Genomic DNA, 16471 nt, shown 5'->3' with positions numbered 1-16471 from the left:
CCCACACCGAGGTTGCCCAGGACCACCAAGCCTGAAACCTCAGACCCCTGGCGGCAGGAAACCGTGCGCCGACAGGTCGAACCAGTTGCCCTCGGGATCGATCGCCCGGTACTCGGCGAACGGACGGTCCCCACCCCTCAGCGCGGGCCGCGGCTCCAGCGTCTCCAGGAACGGCGCGACGTCCTCCACCTGGAACCCGAAGTGGTTGAACCCGGCCGGCACGTCCCCGTCGAGCCGCTGCTGGATCAACGCCAGGTTCATGTACCCGTCGGTGACGAAGTGGCTGCCGTCGGGATCGGTGTGGAACAACGACATCCCGAACCGCGACGTGTAGAAGTCAGCCATCTCCTCGGCGTCCTGCACGACGAACGCGATGTGCCGCAACCTGGGCCTGCTCATGACTGTCCCTTCGGGATCATGTTGTGGAACGCGGCGATCTCCCAGCCGTCGGACCGCCGCACGACGACGGCCTGCGCGTGGGTGGTGATGCCCGCCGGGGCGATCGACGACGTGACGTGCACGACCGAGACGTCCGAGGTCAGCGGCCTGATCAGGCTGATCTCCGCGGTGAGCTTGGTGTCGCGGTACGGCCCGGCGAAGAGCTGTCCGTGGCCCACCGCCACCGCGCGGCGCCCGAACAGTTCCTCACCGCGCACGGTCACGAAGTCGACGTCCTCGGCGAAGACGGACGCGAACGCCGTGCCGTCGCCCTGAGCCCAGCCCTGCTCCATGCGGTGCCACAGCGCGTAGATCTGTTCTGTCATGCGTGATTCATCCTCAACGGCAGGCGCAGGCACGACGCGTCCCATGCGGCAAGCGAGTAGTAGAGACCGCCATGGCGGCGTTCGAGGTAACAGACGACGTTCACGGGCCATCCGCTGTTGCGGAACATGTGCTCGTCCATCGGCGTCGGGCTGTCGCTCAACGGCCGGTTCCGCTCGCACTCAGGACCCAGCCGGTGCCAGTCCGGGTGCAGGTGGATCGAGCCGAGCACGTCCAGGTCCCGCGCGTCCGCCGCCCGCGTGATCGTCAGCAGGTCCGCGGGGTCGAGCCACCACGCGCGCACCGGGTTCTCGTACGCCGTGCCGAACCGGGGCACGATCGTCGCCGCGAACTCCTCCCGCGCCGACGGGTCCGTCAGGCGCGCGTTGCGGCCGAACGCCACCTCGGACACCACCGCCTCGGTGCCGGCGGACCGGCCGAGCAACACCGCGAAACACGGTCTCGGCTCGTCCTCGGTGATGAACGAGTATTCGGCGGACGCGGCCTCCAGAAACGTCTTCACAGCGCGATCCGAAAACAGCACCGCATCAGTGCGTACCGGACGCTCGGCCAATTCCATCACAGGGTCGAACGTATCGACTGCGAAGGGTGTTCGACCTATTACATTGAGCGATAACATCGGGCTCATGCGTCTGGAAGTGCGGCATCTCGAACTGGTCGTGGCGATCGCCGACTGCGGCAGCCTGCGCAAGGCCGCCGCCCGGCTCCACCTGACCCAGCCCGCGGTGACGACGCAGCTCAAACGCATCGAGGACCACCTGGGCGGCACGCTGTTCCTGCGCGCGAACGACGGCGTCAAGCTCACGCCGACCGGTCAGGACTTCGTGCAGGAGGCGCGGTCGATGCTCACTCAGCTCGTCACGCTGGAACGCGTAACGCGCCGTAACACGCAATGCGCCAGCGCTCCCACCAGGCTCGCGGGAATTCCGGCTCATCACTTCGGACTACTCGTCGCCGCGTTAAAGGACAACGTCACGAGTCGCACCGTCAAGGAGACGGCGACGCTCACCGCGTTGCTCACCACCGGCGAACTCGACATCGCCGTCCTGCGGCAATTCCCCGGAACTCCGCTGACCTTTCCGCCGAACGCCGGCCATCGCCTGCTGACCCGCGAACCGCTGTTCGTCGGTGTGCCCGAGCACCACCCGCACGCACGACAGCCCGAGATCGCACTGGAAGCCCTGGCGCACGACAAGTGGGTCATGCCCGAGCCCGACGACAGCGGCATGAACGCCCACTTCGCCCGCGAGTGCGCGGCGAGCGGCTTCGAGCAGCGGATCGCGCACTTCAGCAGCGAGGCGCACGTCGCACTCACGTTGATCAGGGAGTCCGGGGCGGTCTGCCCGCTCTACCCGGTCGGCAGCACCCCGCCCGGCGTCGCGCGCCTGCCGATCACCGGGAACCCGCTGGTGCGCGAGGTCGTGCTGGCCTGGCGCACGGACGCGCCGGTCGCCGAGGAGATCGACGACCTGTGCGAGCAGGTCGCGACCGGGTATCTGAAGCTGGTCGAGGAGAGCGAGGTCTACGCCCGGTGGTGGCGCGACGGAGGAGAGCGGTTCGCCCTCAGTCCTTGGAGCCACCGGCGGGGTCCGGACGCACGACGATGACGACCCTGTCGTCCGACGAGATGGGCTGACCACCGGCCTTGTTGACCGTGCCGACCAGCGACGCCGACTCGTTCAGCATCTCCACCGGCCCGAGCAGGCCGAAGCCGTCCTCCTGCATCGTGAGCTCGGGCTTGCCGGTGAAGGCCCCGGCGGCGTTCATCGACAACGACTGCAGGCCGGGCGTCTTGGACGTCGCCAGCATCAGCATGTCCGAGTACGACGCGCAGCCCATCACACCGGGCTTGTCCGGCCAGCTCCACGCGGCCTCGCCGAGCTTGCCCGGCTGGACGCGGTAGACGACGTCGGCGTTCGCGGTCCAGTCCGTCACCCAGACCTTCGAGCTGTCCGCGGAGACGCACAGGCCGCCGGGCAGGCGCAGCCCGGCCGAGACGACCGCGCTGCCGGCCGTCGGGTTGCCCTGGGCGGGCTGGCCGGAGCCGTCGATCCGCAGCACCTTGCCGGCCAGCGAGTTCGGGTCGGCGGCCAGCGCCGGGTTCCCGGCGTCACCGGTCGCGACGAGGATCGCGCCCTTGCGGTCGCTCGCCAGCACACCGCGGTTGCCCGACGGGCCCTTCGGGATGCCGGTGAGGATCGGCTTGGGCGTGTCACCGGGCGCGATGCGCAGCACCCGGTTGTCCGTCGCCGTCGTGACGTAGACGTACGCGAGCTGGTCCTCCGCGAACGTCGCCGACAGCGTCAGGCCCGTCAGTCCGCCGTCGGTCGACGCGTCGGCCTCGATCTGGGCGACCACGACCGGGTCGACGTCCTTGGTGACCTTGAGCAGGCGACCACCGCGTTCGGTCGCGTAGGCCGCGACTCCGCCCTTGGCGTCCGCGCCGATCGGGGCGACGCCTGTGACGGGGTTGAGGCACGTGGCCACGACGGCCGGGTGGTAGTCCTTGCAGCCCTGCGGCGGCGGCACGCTCTGCGGCGCCGGGTTGCGGCCGGGGTCGCCCGGCGTCGGGCGGTACTCACCCGGCAGCTCGGGCTTCGGGCCTGCCTGCGGGGTCAGCTGTGGTTGCACGCTCCACTGCGTCGGCGCCGGCTCGTCGGGAAAGCTCGCGCAGCCCCCTGCCAGCAGGCAGGCGGCGGTCAGCAACGCAACGGAACGAACCACGTCCCCCAGGTTAGGTGGACGACCGTGAACCCGAAGTCAACTTCTCCCGGACGTGGCGAAGTCGACCGCGCTGACCCGGTCGAGCAGGAGGTCGAGTTCGGCGCTGACCACCTCGGGCGCCTCGAGCGGCAGGTAGTGGCTGCACGGCAGCAGCCGCAGCCGTGCCTGGGGCAGCGAACCGACCGGCCCGGACATGCTCTCCGTCGTCGCCAGCACGTCGTCCCGCCCGGCCAGCAGTGTGACCGGGCACACGATCGGGCTCAGGTCCTGCCGCGGCGTCGCGCCCAGTGCGAGCGCCAGCGTGAAGTACCAGCGCCAGTCGTGCTGCAGGAACCGGCTCACCGCGTGCGTGACGGCCTTCGGGTCGCTCGACGGCTTGATCACGCCGCTGTGCCGCAACAGGAACGTCGTCGCGTCCGTCACCGGGAGGTGGTGCAGCACCTTGTCCAGCACGGGACCGGCCTGCTGCAACAGCTTCGCGCCCGTCAGCCCGACGAACCGGCGCACGTTCTGGGGGACGAGCGGCAACATGGCGTCGAACGAGTCACCCGGTGCGCCCGCGACGAGCAGCAGGCCCGCCACCCGTTCCGGATGACGCAACGCCAGCTCGGCCGCGATCGTCACGCCCATCGACCAGCCCATGACGACGCACCGCTCGACCCCCGCGTCGTCCATCGCGGCGATCGCGTCCGACACGTGGTCGTCCAGCGAGATGTTGCGCTCGTCGACCGGCCTGTCGGAGCCCATCGTGCCGCGCATGTACCAGCTGAGCAGGCCCTCGCGCTCGGTCAGCGAAGGCCACGACTCGGGGCCGGACCCCACGCCGGGGCACAGCAGCACCGGTGTCCCCTCGCCGGGCACCTGCCACGTCCGGATCTTCGTGCCGTCCCACGCAATGACGTCGCGCTCCCGCATGACGAACATTCTGACGTACTTTGCTCTTGTGACGCTCACCGTGCTCGTGCCAGATGATTTCGGAGTTCAAGCGCTGTCTCAGGTGGACGGTGTCCGGCCGGTTCGCTACGTGCCGGGGGAGCCGTTGCCGGAGGAGGGCGCGCACGCCGAGGTCCTGATCCCGCGGTTCCTCTCGGGCACGGACCCGCGCGAGGTGTTCGGGCAGTTGCCGAACCTCAAGCTGGTGCAGCTCCTGAGCGCAGGCGCCGAGAACTTCGTCGGCAAGGTGCCCGACGGTGTGATGCTTTCCACGTGCCGGGGCGCGCACGGCGGCAGCACCGCGGAGTGGGCCATCGGCGCGTTGATCGCGATCTACCGGGACTTCTTCGTCTTCGAGAAGGCACGCGTCGAGGGCCGCTGGGACTTCCACGCCACGGACACCTTGCAGGACAAGAAGGTCTTGATCGTCGGCGCCGGTGATCTCGGTGAGCAGCTGCGCAAGCGTCTGGAACCGTTCAACGCGTCCGCCACACTCGTCGGTCGCACCGCCCGGGAAGGCGTGCACGGTCAGGACGAGCTGCCGCAGCTGCTGCCGGAGTTCGACGCCGTGGTCGTCTTCACGCCCATGACCGAGGAGACCCACCACCTCGTCGACGCCAAGTTCCTGGCAGCGATGAAGGACGGCGCGATCTTGGTCAACGGGGCACGCGGACCGGTCGTGGACACCGACGCGTTGCTCGCCGAACTGACCTCCGGACGGCTGCGCGCGGCCCTCGACGTGACCGATCCCGAACCACTGCCGGCCGATCATCCACTGTGGACCGCGCCGGGCCTGTTCCTGACCCCGCACGTGGCCGGGTCGTGCACGGGCAGCGGACGTCGCGCGTACGCCATCGCCATCTCGGAGATCGCCCGGTTCGCCGCCGGGGAGGAACCCCGCAATCTGGTCCACGGGACTTATTAGTCTGAACGGGTGAAACTGGGCTGCCGTTCGGCTCTCGCGCGCCCGCACGAGGCCCCCTAGCGTGCGGGCGTGGCTACTCACGACAAAGGCTCGGCGAGTTCGAGCGCTTTCTCCGACGACTCGTTCTACTCGAGCAGCGGAGGGGGAGTGCACCACTTCGACGACGGCACGACCAGAGCCGGGTCGGACGTTCTGTCGCCGTACGACTCGACCACGAAGTCGTTCGACACGACGGCCTACACGCCGCTGGACACGTCCACTGTGGACTCCCGCGACGAGGACCCGTTCGAGGACGAGCGCAAGAAGTTCGGCTGGACCGCCGGCCCGGACATCGGTCTGCTCGGGCTGCGGGCGGTGCTCGGCGGCATCTTCGTGCTGCACGGCCTGCAGAAGGTCTTCGGGCTCTTCGGCGGCCCCGGCATCAACGGCTTCGCCCAGTCGCTCGAGAAGATGGGCTACCGCGAGTCCGTGGTCCTCGCCTGGGTCACCGGCATCACCGAGCTCGCCGGCGGCGGTCTGCTCGTGCTGGGCCTCTTCACGCCGCTCGCGGCGGCGGGCCTGCTCGCGGTGATGGCCAACGTCATCGCGCTGCAGTACAAGGGCGGCTTCTTCGGCCCCAACGGCGTGGAGCTGGAGCTGGCACTCGCGGGCATGGCGTTCGCGGCGCTGTTCGCCGGGCCCGGCCGGGCCGCGCTGGACTACAACCGCAGCTGGTTCCGCCACCCTCTGGCAGCCGGGTTCATCGCGCTGGTGATCGGGATCGGCGGCGCCGCGGTCACGTACTTCGTCTTCCGGTAAGAACTCACGGATGCGGAAGAACCTGACGGGAGCGTTGCTCCAGTTCGCCCTGCTGGTGGTCGGGATCCCGATCGTCTACCTCGTGGCGTTCCCGTTCGGCCTCACCGCGAAGTCCCTGCTCCCGCCGCTCGGCCTGCTCGCGGGCCTGATCGTCGGCGGCGTCCTGGTCAAGAAGACGGAGCAGCCCGTCAGCGGACCGCTGACGGGCTGGCTCGTGTTCGGCGCCGCTATGGCTCTGGCGGCAGTTCTTTAGAGATCCGGGTTGCGCACGGCACCCGTGGACGCGTCCGTCGCCATCCGCGCGTACGCCCGCAGCGCCGCCGTCACCGGACGGATCCGGTCGACCGGCTGCCACGGCCGCTCCGACGCCTCCATCTTCGCCCGGCGCTCGGCCAGCACGTCGGCGTCCACCAGCAGTTCGAGCTTGCGCTCGTGCACGTCGATCAGGATCCGGTCACCGTTCTGGACCAGGCCGATCGTGCCGCCGCCCGCCGCCTCCGGCGAGATGTGGCCGATCGACAGGCCCGACGAACCGCCGGAGAACCGGCCGTCCGTGATCAGCGCGCACTTCTTGCCGAGGCCCGAGCCCTTGAGGAACGCCGTCGGGTGCAGCATCTCCTGCATGCCGGGGCCGCCGGACGGGCCCTCGTAGCGCACGACCAGGACCTCGCCCGCCTGGATCTCCTTGTTCAGGATCGCCGAGACGGCCTGCTCCTGGGACTCGACGACGCGCGCCGGGCCCTCGAAGTGCCACAGCTCCTCGTCGATGCCCGCGGACTTGATGATCGCGCCGCGCTCGGCCAGGTTGCCGCGCAGCACGTTCAGGCCGCCGTCACGGGTGTAGGCGTGCTCGTCGTCGCGGATGCAGCCACCGGCCGCGTCGGTGTCCAAAGAGGACCAGCGGTTCGACGTCGAGAACGCCTCGGTCGTGCGCACGCCACCGGGGGCGGCGTGGAACAGCTCGATCGCCTCGGCGGACGGGTTCTCGGCGCGGATGTCCCACTTGCCGAGCCACTCCGCCATCGTCGGCGTGTGCACCGACGTGACGTCGTCGTGGAGCAGGCCCGCGCGGTAGAGCTCGCCCAGCAGCGCGGGGATTCCGCCGGCCCGGTGCACGTCCTCCATGTGGTAGTCGCTGTTCGGCGACACCTTGGACAGGCACGGCACGCGGCGCGACAGGTCGTCGATGTCCTGCAGCGTGAAGTCGATCTCGCCCTCCTGCGCGGCGGCGAGGATGTGCAGCACGGTGTTCGTCGAGCCGCCCATGGCCATGTCGAGCGCCATCGCGTTCTCGAACGCCTTGCGGTTCGCGATCGACCGCGGCAGCGCCGACTCGTCGTCCTCGCCGTACCAGCGCCTGCACAGCTCCACGACGACGCGGCCGGCCTCGGAGAACAGCTCGCGGCGCGCGGCGTGCGTGGCCAGCGTCGAGCCGTTGCCCGGCAGCGACAGCCCCAGCGCCTCGGTGAGGCAGTTCATGGAGTTCGCGGTGAACATGCCGGAGCAGGACCCGCACGTCGGGCACGCGGAGCGCTCGACCTCGGAGAGCCCGTCGTCGCTCACGGCGGGGGAGGCGGACGCGGAGATCGCGGTGATCAGGTCCGTCGGCGCGACGGCGACACCCTCGACGACGACGGCCTTGCCGGCCTCCATCGGGCCGCCGGACACGAACACGACGGGGATGTTGAGGCGCATGGCCGCGTTGAGCATGCCGGGCGTGATCTTGTCGCAGTTGGAGATGCAGACGATCGCGTCGGCCTGGTGCGCGTTGACCATGTACTCGACGGAGTCGGCGATGATCTCGCGGCTGGGCAGCGAGTAGAGCATCCCGCTGTGGCCCATGGCGATGCCGTCGTCGACCGCGATGGTGTGGAACTCGCGTGCCACGCCACCCGCCTCGCGCACCGCCTCGGCCACGATGTCCCCGAGATCGCGCAGGTGCACGTGGCCCGGCACGAACTGCGTGTAGGAGTTGGCGATCGCGATGATGGGCTTGCCGAAGTCGCTGTCCGTCATGCCGGTGGCGCGCCAGAGCGCGCGGGCTCCGGCTGCGTTGCGACCGTGCGTGGTGGTGCGAGAGCGGAGCTGAGGCACTGCTCCTCCAGATTCAGTTCAAGAAAAATGCGCGCGGGACGCGGGGGTGAGGCGTCCACCAGTCTGGGAGCGGTGCCTCAAAGGTTACTTGTGCGCAGACTCGCGGAGACCAGCAGACAGGCCAGTGCGAGCGTGATCACGTGCACGACGGTGCACCACAGGCAGATCTTGCCGATGATGAGGAACTCGGCCGCCACCAGGTAGACCACCATCAGCACGCCGACGCCGACCGCCGCGAGACGCACCCACTTGAGCGCGTCGATCCGCCACGCGAACGGGAGGCAGATCACGGTCAGGAACACGAAGAAGGCCAGCCCGAGGAACGCGACGGGGATGCCCAGCAACTCCGACTGCTCGCTCGTGGTCACGGTCTCGCAGTCGATGACGGCGTCCGCCGAGCACAGCAGCGCGCCGGCGTTGAAGTGCGTGTACGTCAGGTAAGCCGAGGTCAGCAGGCCCGCGATGGACAGCAGCAGGCTCAGCAGCGGAACCCGTTTGATCACTTCTCCGACTCTACGACCTCGTCGGTCTTCTCCTCGGCAGGCTCCTCGGCCACCTCTTCGACCTCGACCGGTTCGGGCACCGTCGTGTCGGGCACGCGCCCACCGCTGACCACCGACAGCGCCGGCAGGTGCATGAACCGCACGGCGGGCAGCGTCACCTCGGACGCGTCCTCCTTGACGGCCCGCAGCCAGCCCTTCTGCACCAGCCGGATCGACTTCACGTCGGACCACTTGAGCGTCGTCTTGCCGAACACCCCACGCGCGACGATCTCCTCCTCGGTGACCGTCGTGCGGTTGCGCAGCACCCAGTACGCGTAACCGAGCGGAAAGACGTAGAGCGCTTGCAGTCCCGGTGCGAGCCACGCCACAGGGGTGACGCAGATGGCGATCAGACCCGCCGCGAGCAGGGCTGTTGCCGGGATGCGAAAGACCAGCTTCTTCACCCGGACGATTGTTCCACGTCCACGATCCGGGAATTCCATCCCGCAGAGTTGACGCACTCTTGCGCGAGGCGATACCGTCCGCTTCATGCAGCGCACGCTCGTTCTCGTACTTCTCAGGCGCGTCGACGCCTGAGCCGAACAGCCTGCGTCGACGCGCGACCCTCGCACGACCCAACTTCGGGTTGTCGAGGGTTTTTTCGTGTCCGGACCCCGATACCCACGAGGCAAACCAATGACCAGCGCACCATCGCGACAGGCTTCCGAGCCCTCGTCGCCACGTCCAGGTCCGCGGCCCAAACCGGCTCCGCCCACTGGCGCGCCGATTCGAGTGACCGGGGCTCAGTCCCTCGTCCGCTCGCTTGAGGCGGTCGGGTGTGAAGTGGTGTTCGGCATTCCGGGCGGGACGATCCTTCCCGCGTACGACCCGCTGCTGGACTCCACGAAGGTCCGGCACATCCTCGTCCGCCACGAGCAGGGCGCGGGACACGCGGCGACCGGGTACGCGCAGGCCACCGGCAAGGTCGGGGTCTGCATGGCGACCTCGGGTCCGGGTGCGACCAACCTCGTCACCCCGATCGCGGACGCGAACATGGACTCCGTGCCCATCGTCGCGATCACCGGCCAGCAGTCGCGGCCGCTGATCGGCACGGACGCCTTCCAGGAGGCGGACATCTGCGGCATCACGATGCCGATCACCAAGCACAACGTGCTCGTGACCGACCCGGCGGACATCCCGCGGGCGATCGCGGAGGCGTTCCACATCGCGTCGACCGGCCGACCCGGCCCGGTCCTCGTCGACATCCCGAAGGACGTGCTGCAGGAGCAGACCAGCTTCTCGTGGCCGCCCGAGATGCGCCTGCCCGGTTACCGGCCGACGACCCGGCCGCACGGCAAGCAGGTGCGCGAAGCCGCCAAGCTGATCGTCAACGCCCGCAAGCCCGTCCTCTACGTGGGCGGCGGCGTCATCAAGGCGGACGCGAACGCCGAGCTGCTGCGCCTGGCCGAGGACACCGGCATCCCGGTCGTCACGACGCTGATGGCGCGCGGCGCGTTCCCCGACTCGCACGACCAGCACCTGGGCATGCCCGGCATGCACGGCACCGTCGCGGCCGTCGCGGCGATGCAGCGCTCGGACCTGCTGATCGCGCTGGGCGCCCGGTTCGACGACCGCGTCACCGGCCAGCTCAACTCGTTCGCTCCCGACGCGCAGATCATCCACGCCGACATCGACCCGGCCGAGATCTCCAAGAACCGCCGCGCGGACGTCCCGATCGTGGGCGACTGCAAGGAGATCATCACCGAGTTGATCGACGCCGTCCGCACCGAGCGCGAGACGGCCAAGGCCGTCGACCTCTCGCCGTGGTGGACGACGCTCAAGTCGCTGCGCGAGACGTTCCCGCTGGGCTACGACTGGCCCGAGGACGGCACGCTGTCCCCGCAGTACGTCATCGAGCGCATCGGCGTGCTGTCCCCGGCGGACACGATCTACACCGCGGGCGTCGGCCAGCACCAGATGTGGGCCGCACAGTTCGTGAAGTACGAGCACCCGCGCACGTGGATCAACTCCGGCGGCCTCGGCACGATGGGCTTCGCCGTTCCCGCGGCCATGGGCATCAAGGCCGGTGTGCCGGGCACCACGGTGTGGGCCATCGACGGCGACGGCTGCTTCCAGATGACCAACCAGGAGCTCGCCACCTGCGCCATCGAGGGCCTGCCGGTGAAGATCGCCGTGATCAACAACGGCAACCTGGGCATGGTCCGCCAGTGGCAGACGCTGTTCTACGGCGAGCGGTACTCCAACACGGATCTGGGGACGCACAAGCACCGCATCCCAGACTTCAAGCTCCTGGCGGAAGCTCTCGGCTGCGCGGGTCTGCGCGCCGAGTCGCGTGAGGAGGTCGACGAGGTGATCGCGAAGGCGCTGGAGATCAACGACCGGCCGGTCGTGGTCGACTTCGTCGTCGGCAAGGACGCCCAGGTGTGGCCCATGGTCGCGGCGGGCACCGGCAACTCCGAGATCATGGCCGCCCGCGGCATCCGCCCCCTGTTCGATGAGGACCTGTGATGACCAGGCACACGCTGAGCGTTTTGGTCGAGGACAAGCCCGGTGTGCTCGCACGCGTCGCCGGCCTGTTCTCCCGCCGCGGCTTCAACATCGAGTCGCTCGCGGTCGGCCGCACGGAGTACCCCGACATCTCGCGCATGACGATCGTGGTGTCGGTCGACGAGCTGCCGCTGGAGCAGGTCACCAAGCAGCTCAACAAGCTCATCAACGTCATCAAGATCGTGGAGCTGGAGCCGACGGCTTCCGTTCAGCGGCAGCTGGTGTTGATTAAGGTTCGTGCGGACGCGACGGTGCGGTCGCAGGTCCTCGAAACCGTTCAGCTCTTCCGCGCGAAGGTCGTCGACGTCTCGCCCGAGGCCGTCACGATCGAGGCCACGGGCACCTCTGAGAAGCTCGACGCCCTGCTGCGCATGCTGGAGCCCTACGGGCTTCGCGAGATCGTCCAGTCCGGCATGGTCGCCATCGGCCGTGGCGCTCGTTCCATCACTGCCACCGCGGTTCGTTAGAAACGCGAGGTCGTGCCTGTCGTCCGGTCGCCCCTTCGTGCAGATTCGGCGAAGCCCGATCTGTGCGAAGCGGTGGCCGGATGACAGGCTTCTCGACGACCTCGCCGCCGTCTGCGGAGCAGCGGCAAACAAACACTGACAGAAGGAAATACAGTGAGCGTTGAGATCTTCTACGACGACGATGCCGACCTGAGCATCATCCAGGGCCGCAAGGTGGCCGTGATCGGCTACGGCAGCCAGGGCCACGCCCACGCGCTGTCCCTGCGCGACTCCGGCGTCGAGGTCCGCATCGGCCTGAAGGAGGGCTCGAAGTCCCGCGACAAGGCCGAGGAAGCCGGCCTTGAGGTCGGTACGCCGGCCGAGGTCTCCGCGTGGGCCGACGTGATCATGATCCTCGCGCCGGACACCGCGCAGCGCCACATCTACGCCGACGAGATCGCCGCGAACCTCAACGAGGGCGACGCGATCTTCTTCGGCCACGGCTTCAACATCCGCTACGGCCTCATCACGGTCCCGTCCGGTGTGGACGTCGCCATGGTCGCGCCGAAGGGCCCGGGCCACCTGGTCCGCCGCCAGTTCGTCGACGGCAAGGGTGTCCCGGCGCTCATCGCGGTCGAGCAGGACGCGTCGGGCAACGCCCAGGCCCTCGCCCTCTCCTACGCGAAGGGCATCGGCGGCACGCGCGCCGGCGTCATCAAGACGACGTTCAAGGAAGAGACCGAGACCGACCTCTTCGGCGAGCAGGCCGTCCTCTGCGGTGGCGCGTCCGCGCTGGTGCAGGCCGGCTTCGAGGTGCTGACCGAGGCCGGTTACGCCCCCGAGGTCGCGTACTTCGAGTGCCTGCACGAGCTCAAGCTGATCGTCGACCTCATGTACGAGGGCGGCATCGCCCGCATGCGCTACTCGATCTCCGACACGGCCGAGTTCGGCGACCTGACCCGCGGCCCGCGCGTCGTCACCGCCTCGGTCAAGGAGGAGATGAAGAAGATCCTCACCGAGATCCAGGACGGCACCTTCGCGAACGAGTGGGTGGCCGAGGACGACAACGGCCGCGCGAACTACAAGAAGCTGCAGCAGGAGGGTGAGAACCACCCGATCGAGGTCACCGGCAAGAAGCTCCGCGACATGATGTCGTGGGTCGACCGCCCGATCACCGAGACTGCCTGACCTTCACCTCAGGTCTTTCCTCAAGGGAGGCCCGTGGAGCGTGTGTGACGCTCCGCGGGCCTTTCCGTATTCGTTCGCATCCATCCGCTAACTTCTTCCGCATGACGGATAGCGCGCCGATCTACGACGACAAGGCCCACGTGCGCGGCAAGCTCGACCTCCGCAACGCGGAGTGGAAGCGCCCGCCCGAGCCCGAACCGGAAGACGGCCACGTCGAGATCGCCTTCATCGAGCACACCGACGGCGCCACGTACGTCGCCATGCGCAACTCCAAGCAACTCGAGCCCGTGCTCACGTTCACGATGGCGGAGTGGGACGCGTTCGTGCTGGGCGCGAAGGACGGGGAGTTCGACGAGCCCTGGTGACACCAGCCGCACTCGTTCCGTTGATACCGCGGCCTGGGACTGGCTCTATGGGCACCATGTCAACCTGGGCAGATCCTTGACCGCTCTTGCCCGGCGCAGTTCAGGGATTGTGGTTGAAAGTGATCGTCTTCGTGCAGTAGGTGACGCGGGTGTTGATGTCCGTCGCACTCACGACGATCTGGATCCGCTGACCGTTGACGGTGGCGAAGACGTTGAGCGGATGACTGTCGTCGATGAACACGTCCCGCGTCTCGTCAGCATCGTCATCGTGGAACACGAGGTATACCCGCCCCGCACGACCAGGCAGAATGTCGGTCAGCCCGGGTCCGGTGACCCTGATGTTCCAGGCGTTGACAGGCTGGCCGGTCTTCGCATAGGCCTGGACCCGGTCACCGCAGTCTCCAGGCGGTGGCATCCGAAGATCCTGCTGATGGGCGGTCGCTCCCGAGGCGGGATGCACCAGCACGAACAACACGGCAGAGATCAGTGCAACGACTGTTTTCATCGTTCCCCCAAGGAACTTGCAATGCGCGTATCCCCTTCACGCTCGACACTGGCCCAACCGGAGTATCCGGTCCACTGCCCGATCGGGTGAACAGGTCACGTCGCTGGCGGGCCTTCCTCGCCTTTCACGAGCCCCAGGAACACCTGCGAAAGTGTGCCCGCGCGCACGATGTGCTCCAAGAACTCGTCCAGCACTTGCGCCGCGCGAGGACTCAGGTCCGCGCCCCTGTGCACACGCCGGGCCACCTCGATGCCGGTGAAGGACAGCGTCGTCATCAATCCGCTGAGGATCTCGACCTCAGCGCTGCTCGCAGGTCCTTCAGCCGTTGTCGCCTCGTGGAGATCCATCAGGGCTTCGCGGACCTTGCGGCGTCCGTCCTTCGTGATCGGGTCGTTCGTCACTGCGTCTCCTCGAACTGCTGGAACTGACCGCGCTCGGGCGGGCCGACCTGTCAGCGTTCCGCACCGGCAACGTTGCCGCACATCGGTCTCCGGGTGACGGGGAGAGCCGATGAGTCACACGAGATGTGCCTGACTCGGACAACGAGATGCCGCGAGTGTGAGACAGACAGGATCGGCCTCGTTCTGAGGCACTGGAACGCGATCAACCCCGTTGGAACGCGACCACCCGCACGCACGCAGCGCCCCACTCGCTCGGCCCGCCTCCACCCCGGCCCGACCGTTTCCCAGCCACTGGGCATCACCCTGACGAGCGAACGCCACGTCCACCCCCTCCCGTCCCATACTCCAAGACGCGGGCAGTGACCTGAGCCACCCGGCGGAATACCCACGCAAGGCCCCTGTCTATGCTCGTTAACAGTCCGGACACATTGCGGTGCTCCGGTCGGCGCGGGCCAGCCGCCCCCGACCACGCCCGCGCCCCACGATCCGACCCTTCCTGGGAGCGATGTCCGTGAGCAACACGAGCCGACCTGTTGTCCTCATCGCCGAGAAGCTCGCGCCGTCCGTTCTGGACGCTCTCGGCGACGGCGTCGAAGTGCGCCACGTAGACGGCACCGACCGCGCGGCCCTTCTCGAAGCCGTCGCCGACGCGGACGCGCTGCTGGTCCGTTCCGCCACCCAGGTGAACGCCGAGGTCTTCGCGGCGACGCGCAAGCTCAAGGTCGTGGCCCGCGCGGGTGTCGGCCTGGACAACGTCGAGGTCCCGGCCGCCACGCAGAACGGCGTGATGGTCGTCAACGCGCCGACGTCCAACATCGTCAGTGCCGCCGAGCACGCCGTCGCGCTTCTCCTCAGCGTCGCGCGCCAGATCCCGGCCGCGCACGAGACGCTGCAGAACCACGAGTGGAAGCGCTCCAAGTTCAACGGCGTCGAGCTGAACGGCAAGACCGTCGGTGTCGTCGGTCTTGGCAAGATCGGGCAGCTGTTCGCGCAGCGCATCGCCGCGTTCGGTGTCGAGCTCATCGCCTACGACCCGTACGTCAGCGCGGCCCGCGCGGCCCAGCTCGGCATCGAGCTCGTCACGCTGGAAGAGCTGCTCGAAAAGGCCGACGCGATCTCCATCCACCTGCCGAAGACGCCGGAGACCAAGGGTCTCATCGGCGCGGAGCAGCTGGCGAAGGCCAAGCGCGGCGTCATCATCGTCAACGCGGCCCGCGGTGGCCTCATCGACGAGGAAGCCCTCGCCGAGGCCGTGAAGGAAGGCCAGGTCGGCGGCGCCGGCATCGACGTCTTCTCCACCGAGCCCACGACCGAGAGCCCGCTGTTCAACGTGCCGGGCATCGTCGTCACGCCGCACCTCGGCGCGTCCACGGCCGAGGCACAGGACCGCGCGGGCACCGACGTCGCGAAGAGCACCATCCTCGCGCTCGCCGGCGAGTTCGTGCCGGACGCCGTCAACGTCCAGGGTGGTGCGGTCGGCGAGGAGGTCCGCCCGTACCTGCCGCTGGTCCAGAAGCTCGGCACCGTCCTCAGTGCACTGTCGCCCAAGGCCCCGACCAGCGTCACCGTCGAGGTCCGCGGCGAACTGTCCAATGAGGACGTCGCGATCCTGCCGCTCGCCGCGCTGCGCGGGGTGTTCTCCAAGGTCGTCGAGTCACAGGTGACGTTCGTCAACGCGCCGAGCCTCGCGGCCGACCTGGGCGTGAGCGTCGAACTCGTCAAGGAGCCCGAGAGCCCGAACCACCGCAGCCTCGTCACGGTCAAGTCCGTGCACGCGGACGGCAGCACGTTCAGCGTCGCCGGCACCGTCAGCGGCATCGCGCAGGTCGAGAAGCTGGTGAACATCAACGGCCGCAACTTCGACCTCCGCGCCGAAGGCACCGTGCTGCTGCTGGAGTACCCCGACCGTCCGGGTGTCATGGGCACGGTCGGCACGCTGCTCGGCGAGGCCGGTGTGAACATCGAGGCCGCGCAGATCAGCCAGACCGGCGACGACGCCGTCATGGTGCTGCGCGTCGACCGCCCGGTCGACACGCAGGTGCTCGACCCGATCGGTGCCGCCGTGGGCGCGCGCACCGTTCGCTCTGTCGACTTCGGATAGTCACGACAAACGGGAAGGGGACGGTCAAAGTCCCCTTCCCGTGTCTGTCGTTGTTCACAACGAAGTCGTAACAGGCAACTATCTGTAGACCACATTCATACTTTCGGGGCAGTCGCAGAGACACGATCAGCGATTAGCGTCCCCACGAGGTTGACCCG

Annotated in this window: 19 protein-coding genes; 9 read left to right on the top strand and 10 right to left on the bottom strand. The window is 68.4% G+C overall.

Annotation, left to right across the window (positions count from 1 at the left end; all coding sequences use genetic code 11):
- Positions 1-39: 39 nt before the first annotated feature.
- From PV646_RS03725 to PV646_RS03715, 3 genes are read right to left on the bottom strand one after another with little or no spacing between them, the layout of a single operon-like run.
- Complete coding sequence (locus PV646_RS03725) at positions 40-399, bottom strand: VOC family protein (protein ID WP_500340031.1); 360 nt, start codon at positions 397-399, stop codon at positions 40-42.
- Positions 396-764, bottom strand: coding sequence for an SgcJ/EcaC family oxidoreductase (locus PV646_RS03720; protein WP_500340030.1), 369 nt, complete (start codon positions 762-764; stop codon positions 396-398). Before PV646_RS03720 ends, PV646_RS03725 begins: the two co-directional genes overlap by 4 nt.
- Complete coding sequence (locus PV646_RS03715; protein ID WP_500340029.1) at positions 761-1285, bottom strand: hypothetical protein; 525 nt, start codon at positions 1283-1285, stop codon at positions 761-763. The genes PV646_RS03720 and PV646_RS03715 overlap by 4 nt, the downstream gene beginning before the upstream one ends.
- 124 nt (positions 1286-1409) lie before the next feature.
- Between PV646_RS03715 and PV646_RS03710 the strand changes: the two genes are divergently transcribed.
- Entirely contained in the window at positions 1410-2390 is a 981-nt protein-coding gene (locus PV646_RS03710; protein ID WP_500340028.1) for a LysR family transcriptional regulator, read from the top strand.
- On the opposite strand, the gene PV646_RS03705 is transcribed toward PV646_RS03710, so the two are convergent.
- Together PV646_RS03705 and PV646_RS03700 are read right to left on the bottom strand one after the other, a co-directional pair.
- Positions 2347-3507 carry a PQQ-dependent sugar dehydrogenase gene (locus PV646_RS03705; protein ID WP_500340027.1) on the bottom strand — a complete coding sequence of 387 codons (1161 nt, stop codon included), beginning with the start codon at positions 3505-3507 and terminating at the stop codon, positions 2347-2349. The two genes, PV646_RS03710 and PV646_RS03705, sit on opposite strands and share 44 nt — an antisense overlap.
- Positions 3508-3543: 36 nt before the next feature.
- Positions 3544-4422: an alpha/beta fold hydrolase gene (locus PV646_RS03700; protein ID WP_500340026.1), complete on the bottom strand. Its 879-nt coding sequence runs from the start codon at positions 4420-4422 to the stop codon at positions 3544-3546.
- A 28-nt stretch (positions 4423-4450) separates the two neighbouring features.
- Here PV646_RS03700 and PV646_RS03695 point away from each other — a divergent pair, with 28 nt between their 5' ends.
- The 3 genes from PV646_RS03695 to PV646_RS03685 all read left to right on the top strand — a co-directional run bounded on the left by PV646_RS03695 (position 4451) and on the right by PV646_RS03685 (position 6416).
- Positions 4451-5365, top strand: a complete 915-nt coding sequence (locus tag PV646_RS03695; RefSeq protein WP_500340025.1) for a 2-hydroxyacid dehydrogenase — start codon at positions 4451-4453, stop codon at positions 5363-5365.
- Positions 5366-5434: 69 nt separating this feature from the next.
- Positions 5435-6163, top strand: a complete 729-nt coding sequence (locus tag PV646_RS03690; protein ID WP_500340024.1) for a DoxX family protein — start codon at positions 5435-5437, stop codon at positions 6161-6163.
- A 10-nt stretch (positions 6164-6173) separates the two neighbouring features.
- Positions 6174-6416 (top strand): hypothetical protein, encoded by a 243-nt coding sequence (locus PV646_RS03685; protein ID WP_500340023.1) that lies wholly within the window; start codon positions 6174-6176, stop codon positions 6414-6416.
- Here PV646_RS03685 and ilvD read toward each other — a convergent pair.
- From ilvD to PV646_RS03670, 3 genes are all read right to left on the bottom strand, one after another.
- Positions 6413-8257 (bottom strand): dihydroxy-acid dehydratase, encoded by a 1845-nt coding sequence (gene ilvD / locus PV646_RS03680; protein ID WP_500340022.1) that lies wholly within the window; start codon positions 8255-8257, stop codon positions 6413-6415. The genes PV646_RS03685 and ilvD overlap by 4 nt on opposite strands.
- 77 nt (positions 8258-8334) lie before the next feature.
- Positions 8335-8760, bottom strand: coding sequence for a vitamin K epoxide reductase family protein (locus tag PV646_RS03675; RefSeq protein WP_500340021.1), 426 nt, complete (start codon positions 8758-8760; stop codon positions 8335-8337).
- Positions 8757-9203 (bottom strand): PH domain-containing protein, encoded by a 447-nt coding sequence (locus PV646_RS03670; protein WP_500340020.1) that lies wholly within the window; start codon positions 9201-9203, stop codon positions 8757-8759. The genes PV646_RS03675 and PV646_RS03670 overlap by 4 nt, the downstream gene beginning before the upstream one ends.
- A 232-nt stretch (positions 9204-9435) precedes the next feature.
- Between PV646_RS03670 and PV646_RS03665 the strand changes: the two genes are divergently transcribed.
- The 4 genes from PV646_RS03665 to PV646_RS03650 all read left to right on the top strand — a co-directional run bounded on the left by PV646_RS03665 (position 9436) and on the right by PV646_RS03650 (position 13306).
- Complete coding sequence (locus PV646_RS03665) at positions 9436-11268, top strand: acetolactate synthase large subunit (RefSeq protein WP_500340019.1); 1833 nt, start codon at positions 9436-9438, stop codon at positions 11266-11268.
- A complete protein-coding gene (gene ilvN, locus PV646_RS03660) occupies positions 11268-11774 on the top strand; it encodes an acetolactate synthase small subunit (protein WP_030467896.1) in 507 nt (168 codons plus the stop codon). The genes PV646_RS03665 and ilvN overlap by 1 nt, the downstream gene beginning before the upstream one ends.
- 153 nt (positions 11775-11927) lie before the next feature.
- Complete coding sequence (ilvC, locus tag PV646_RS03655; protein WP_500340018.1) at positions 11928-12941, top strand: ketol-acid reductoisomerase; 1014 nt, start codon at positions 11928-11930, stop codon at positions 12939-12941.
- A gap of 101 nt (positions 12942-13042) precedes the next feature.
- Complete coding sequence (locus tag PV646_RS03650; protein WP_189153879.1) at positions 13043-13306, top strand: DUF397 domain-containing protein; 264 nt, start codon at positions 13043-13045, stop codon at positions 13304-13306.
- Between the two features lie 100 nt (positions 13307-13406).
- Here the strand turns inward: PV646_RS03650 and PV646_RS03645 are convergent, their stop codons facing one another.
- The gene (locus PV646_RS03645) at positions 13407-13811 is read right to left on the bottom strand and encodes a hypothetical protein (RefSeq protein ID WP_500340017.1); all 405 of its coding nucleotides are present in this window, start codon (positions 13809-13811) and stop codon (positions 13407-13409) included.
- 95 nt (positions 13812-13906) lie between these two features.
- Positions 13907-14212, bottom strand: coding sequence for a hypothetical protein (locus PV646_RS03640; protein WP_500340016.1), 306 nt, complete (start codon positions 14210-14212; stop codon positions 13907-13909).
- A 505-nt stretch (positions 14213-14717) separates the two neighbouring features.
- Here PV646_RS03640 and serA point away from each other — a divergent pair.
- Positions 14718-16313 (top strand): phosphoglycerate dehydrogenase, encoded by a 1596-nt coding sequence (gene serA, locus PV646_RS03635; RefSeq protein WP_500340015.1) that lies wholly within the window; start codon positions 14718-14720, stop codon positions 16311-16313.
- Positions 16314-16471 lie beyond the last annotated feature (158 nt).

The sequence above is a fragment of the Streptomyces sp. ID05-26A genome (assembly GCF_033794685.1).
Lineage (GTDB): Bacteria > Actinomycetota > Actinomycetes > Mycobacteriales > Pseudonocardiaceae > Lentzea.
Note: the sequence above shows the minus strand (reverse complement) of the source record. Positions and strands in the feature narration are given on the sequence as shown.

Excerpts from the sequence above, each read along its gene's own strand:
- PV646_RS03700 (WP_500340026.1), bottom strand. The coding sequence starts at position 4,422 with ATGCGGGAGCGCGACGTCATTGCGTGGGACGGCACGAAGATCCGGACG.
- ilvN (WP_030467896.1), top strand. The coding sequence starts at position 11,268 with ATGACCAGGCACACGCTGAGCGTTTTGGTCGAGGACAAGCCCGGTGTG.
- PV646_RS03650 (WP_189153879.1), top strand. The coding sequence starts at position 13,043 with ATGACGGATAGCGCGCCGATCTACGACGACAAGGCCCACGTGCGCGGC.
- serA (WP_500340015.1), top strand. The coding sequence starts at position 14,718 with ATGTCCGTGAGCAACACGAGCCGACCTGTTGTCCTCATCGCCGAGAAG.
- PV646_RS03720 (WP_500340030.1), bottom strand. The coding sequence starts at position 764 with ATGACAGAACAGATCTACGCGCTGTGGCACCGCATGGAGCAGGGCTGG.
- PV646_RS03725 (WP_500340031.1), bottom strand. The coding sequence starts at position 399 with ATGAGCAGGCCCAGGTTGCGGCACATCGCGTTCGTCGTGCAGGACGCC.
- PV646_RS03665 (WP_500340019.1), top strand. The coding sequence starts at position 9,436 with ATGACCAGCGCACCATCGCGACAGGCTTCCGAGCCCTCGTCGCCACGT.
- PV646_RS03710 (WP_500340028.1), top strand. The coding sequence starts at position 1,410 with ATGCGTCTGGAAGTGCGGCATCTCGAACTGGTCGTGGCGATCGCCGAC.
- PV646_RS03685 (WP_500340023.1), top strand. The coding sequence starts at position 6,174 with ATGCGGAAGAACCTGACGGGAGCGTTGCTCCAGTTCGCCCTGCTGGTG.
- PV646_RS03645 (WP_500340017.1), bottom strand. The coding sequence starts at position 13,811 with ATGAAAACAGTCGTTGCACTGATCTCTGCCGTGTTGTTCGTGCTGGTG.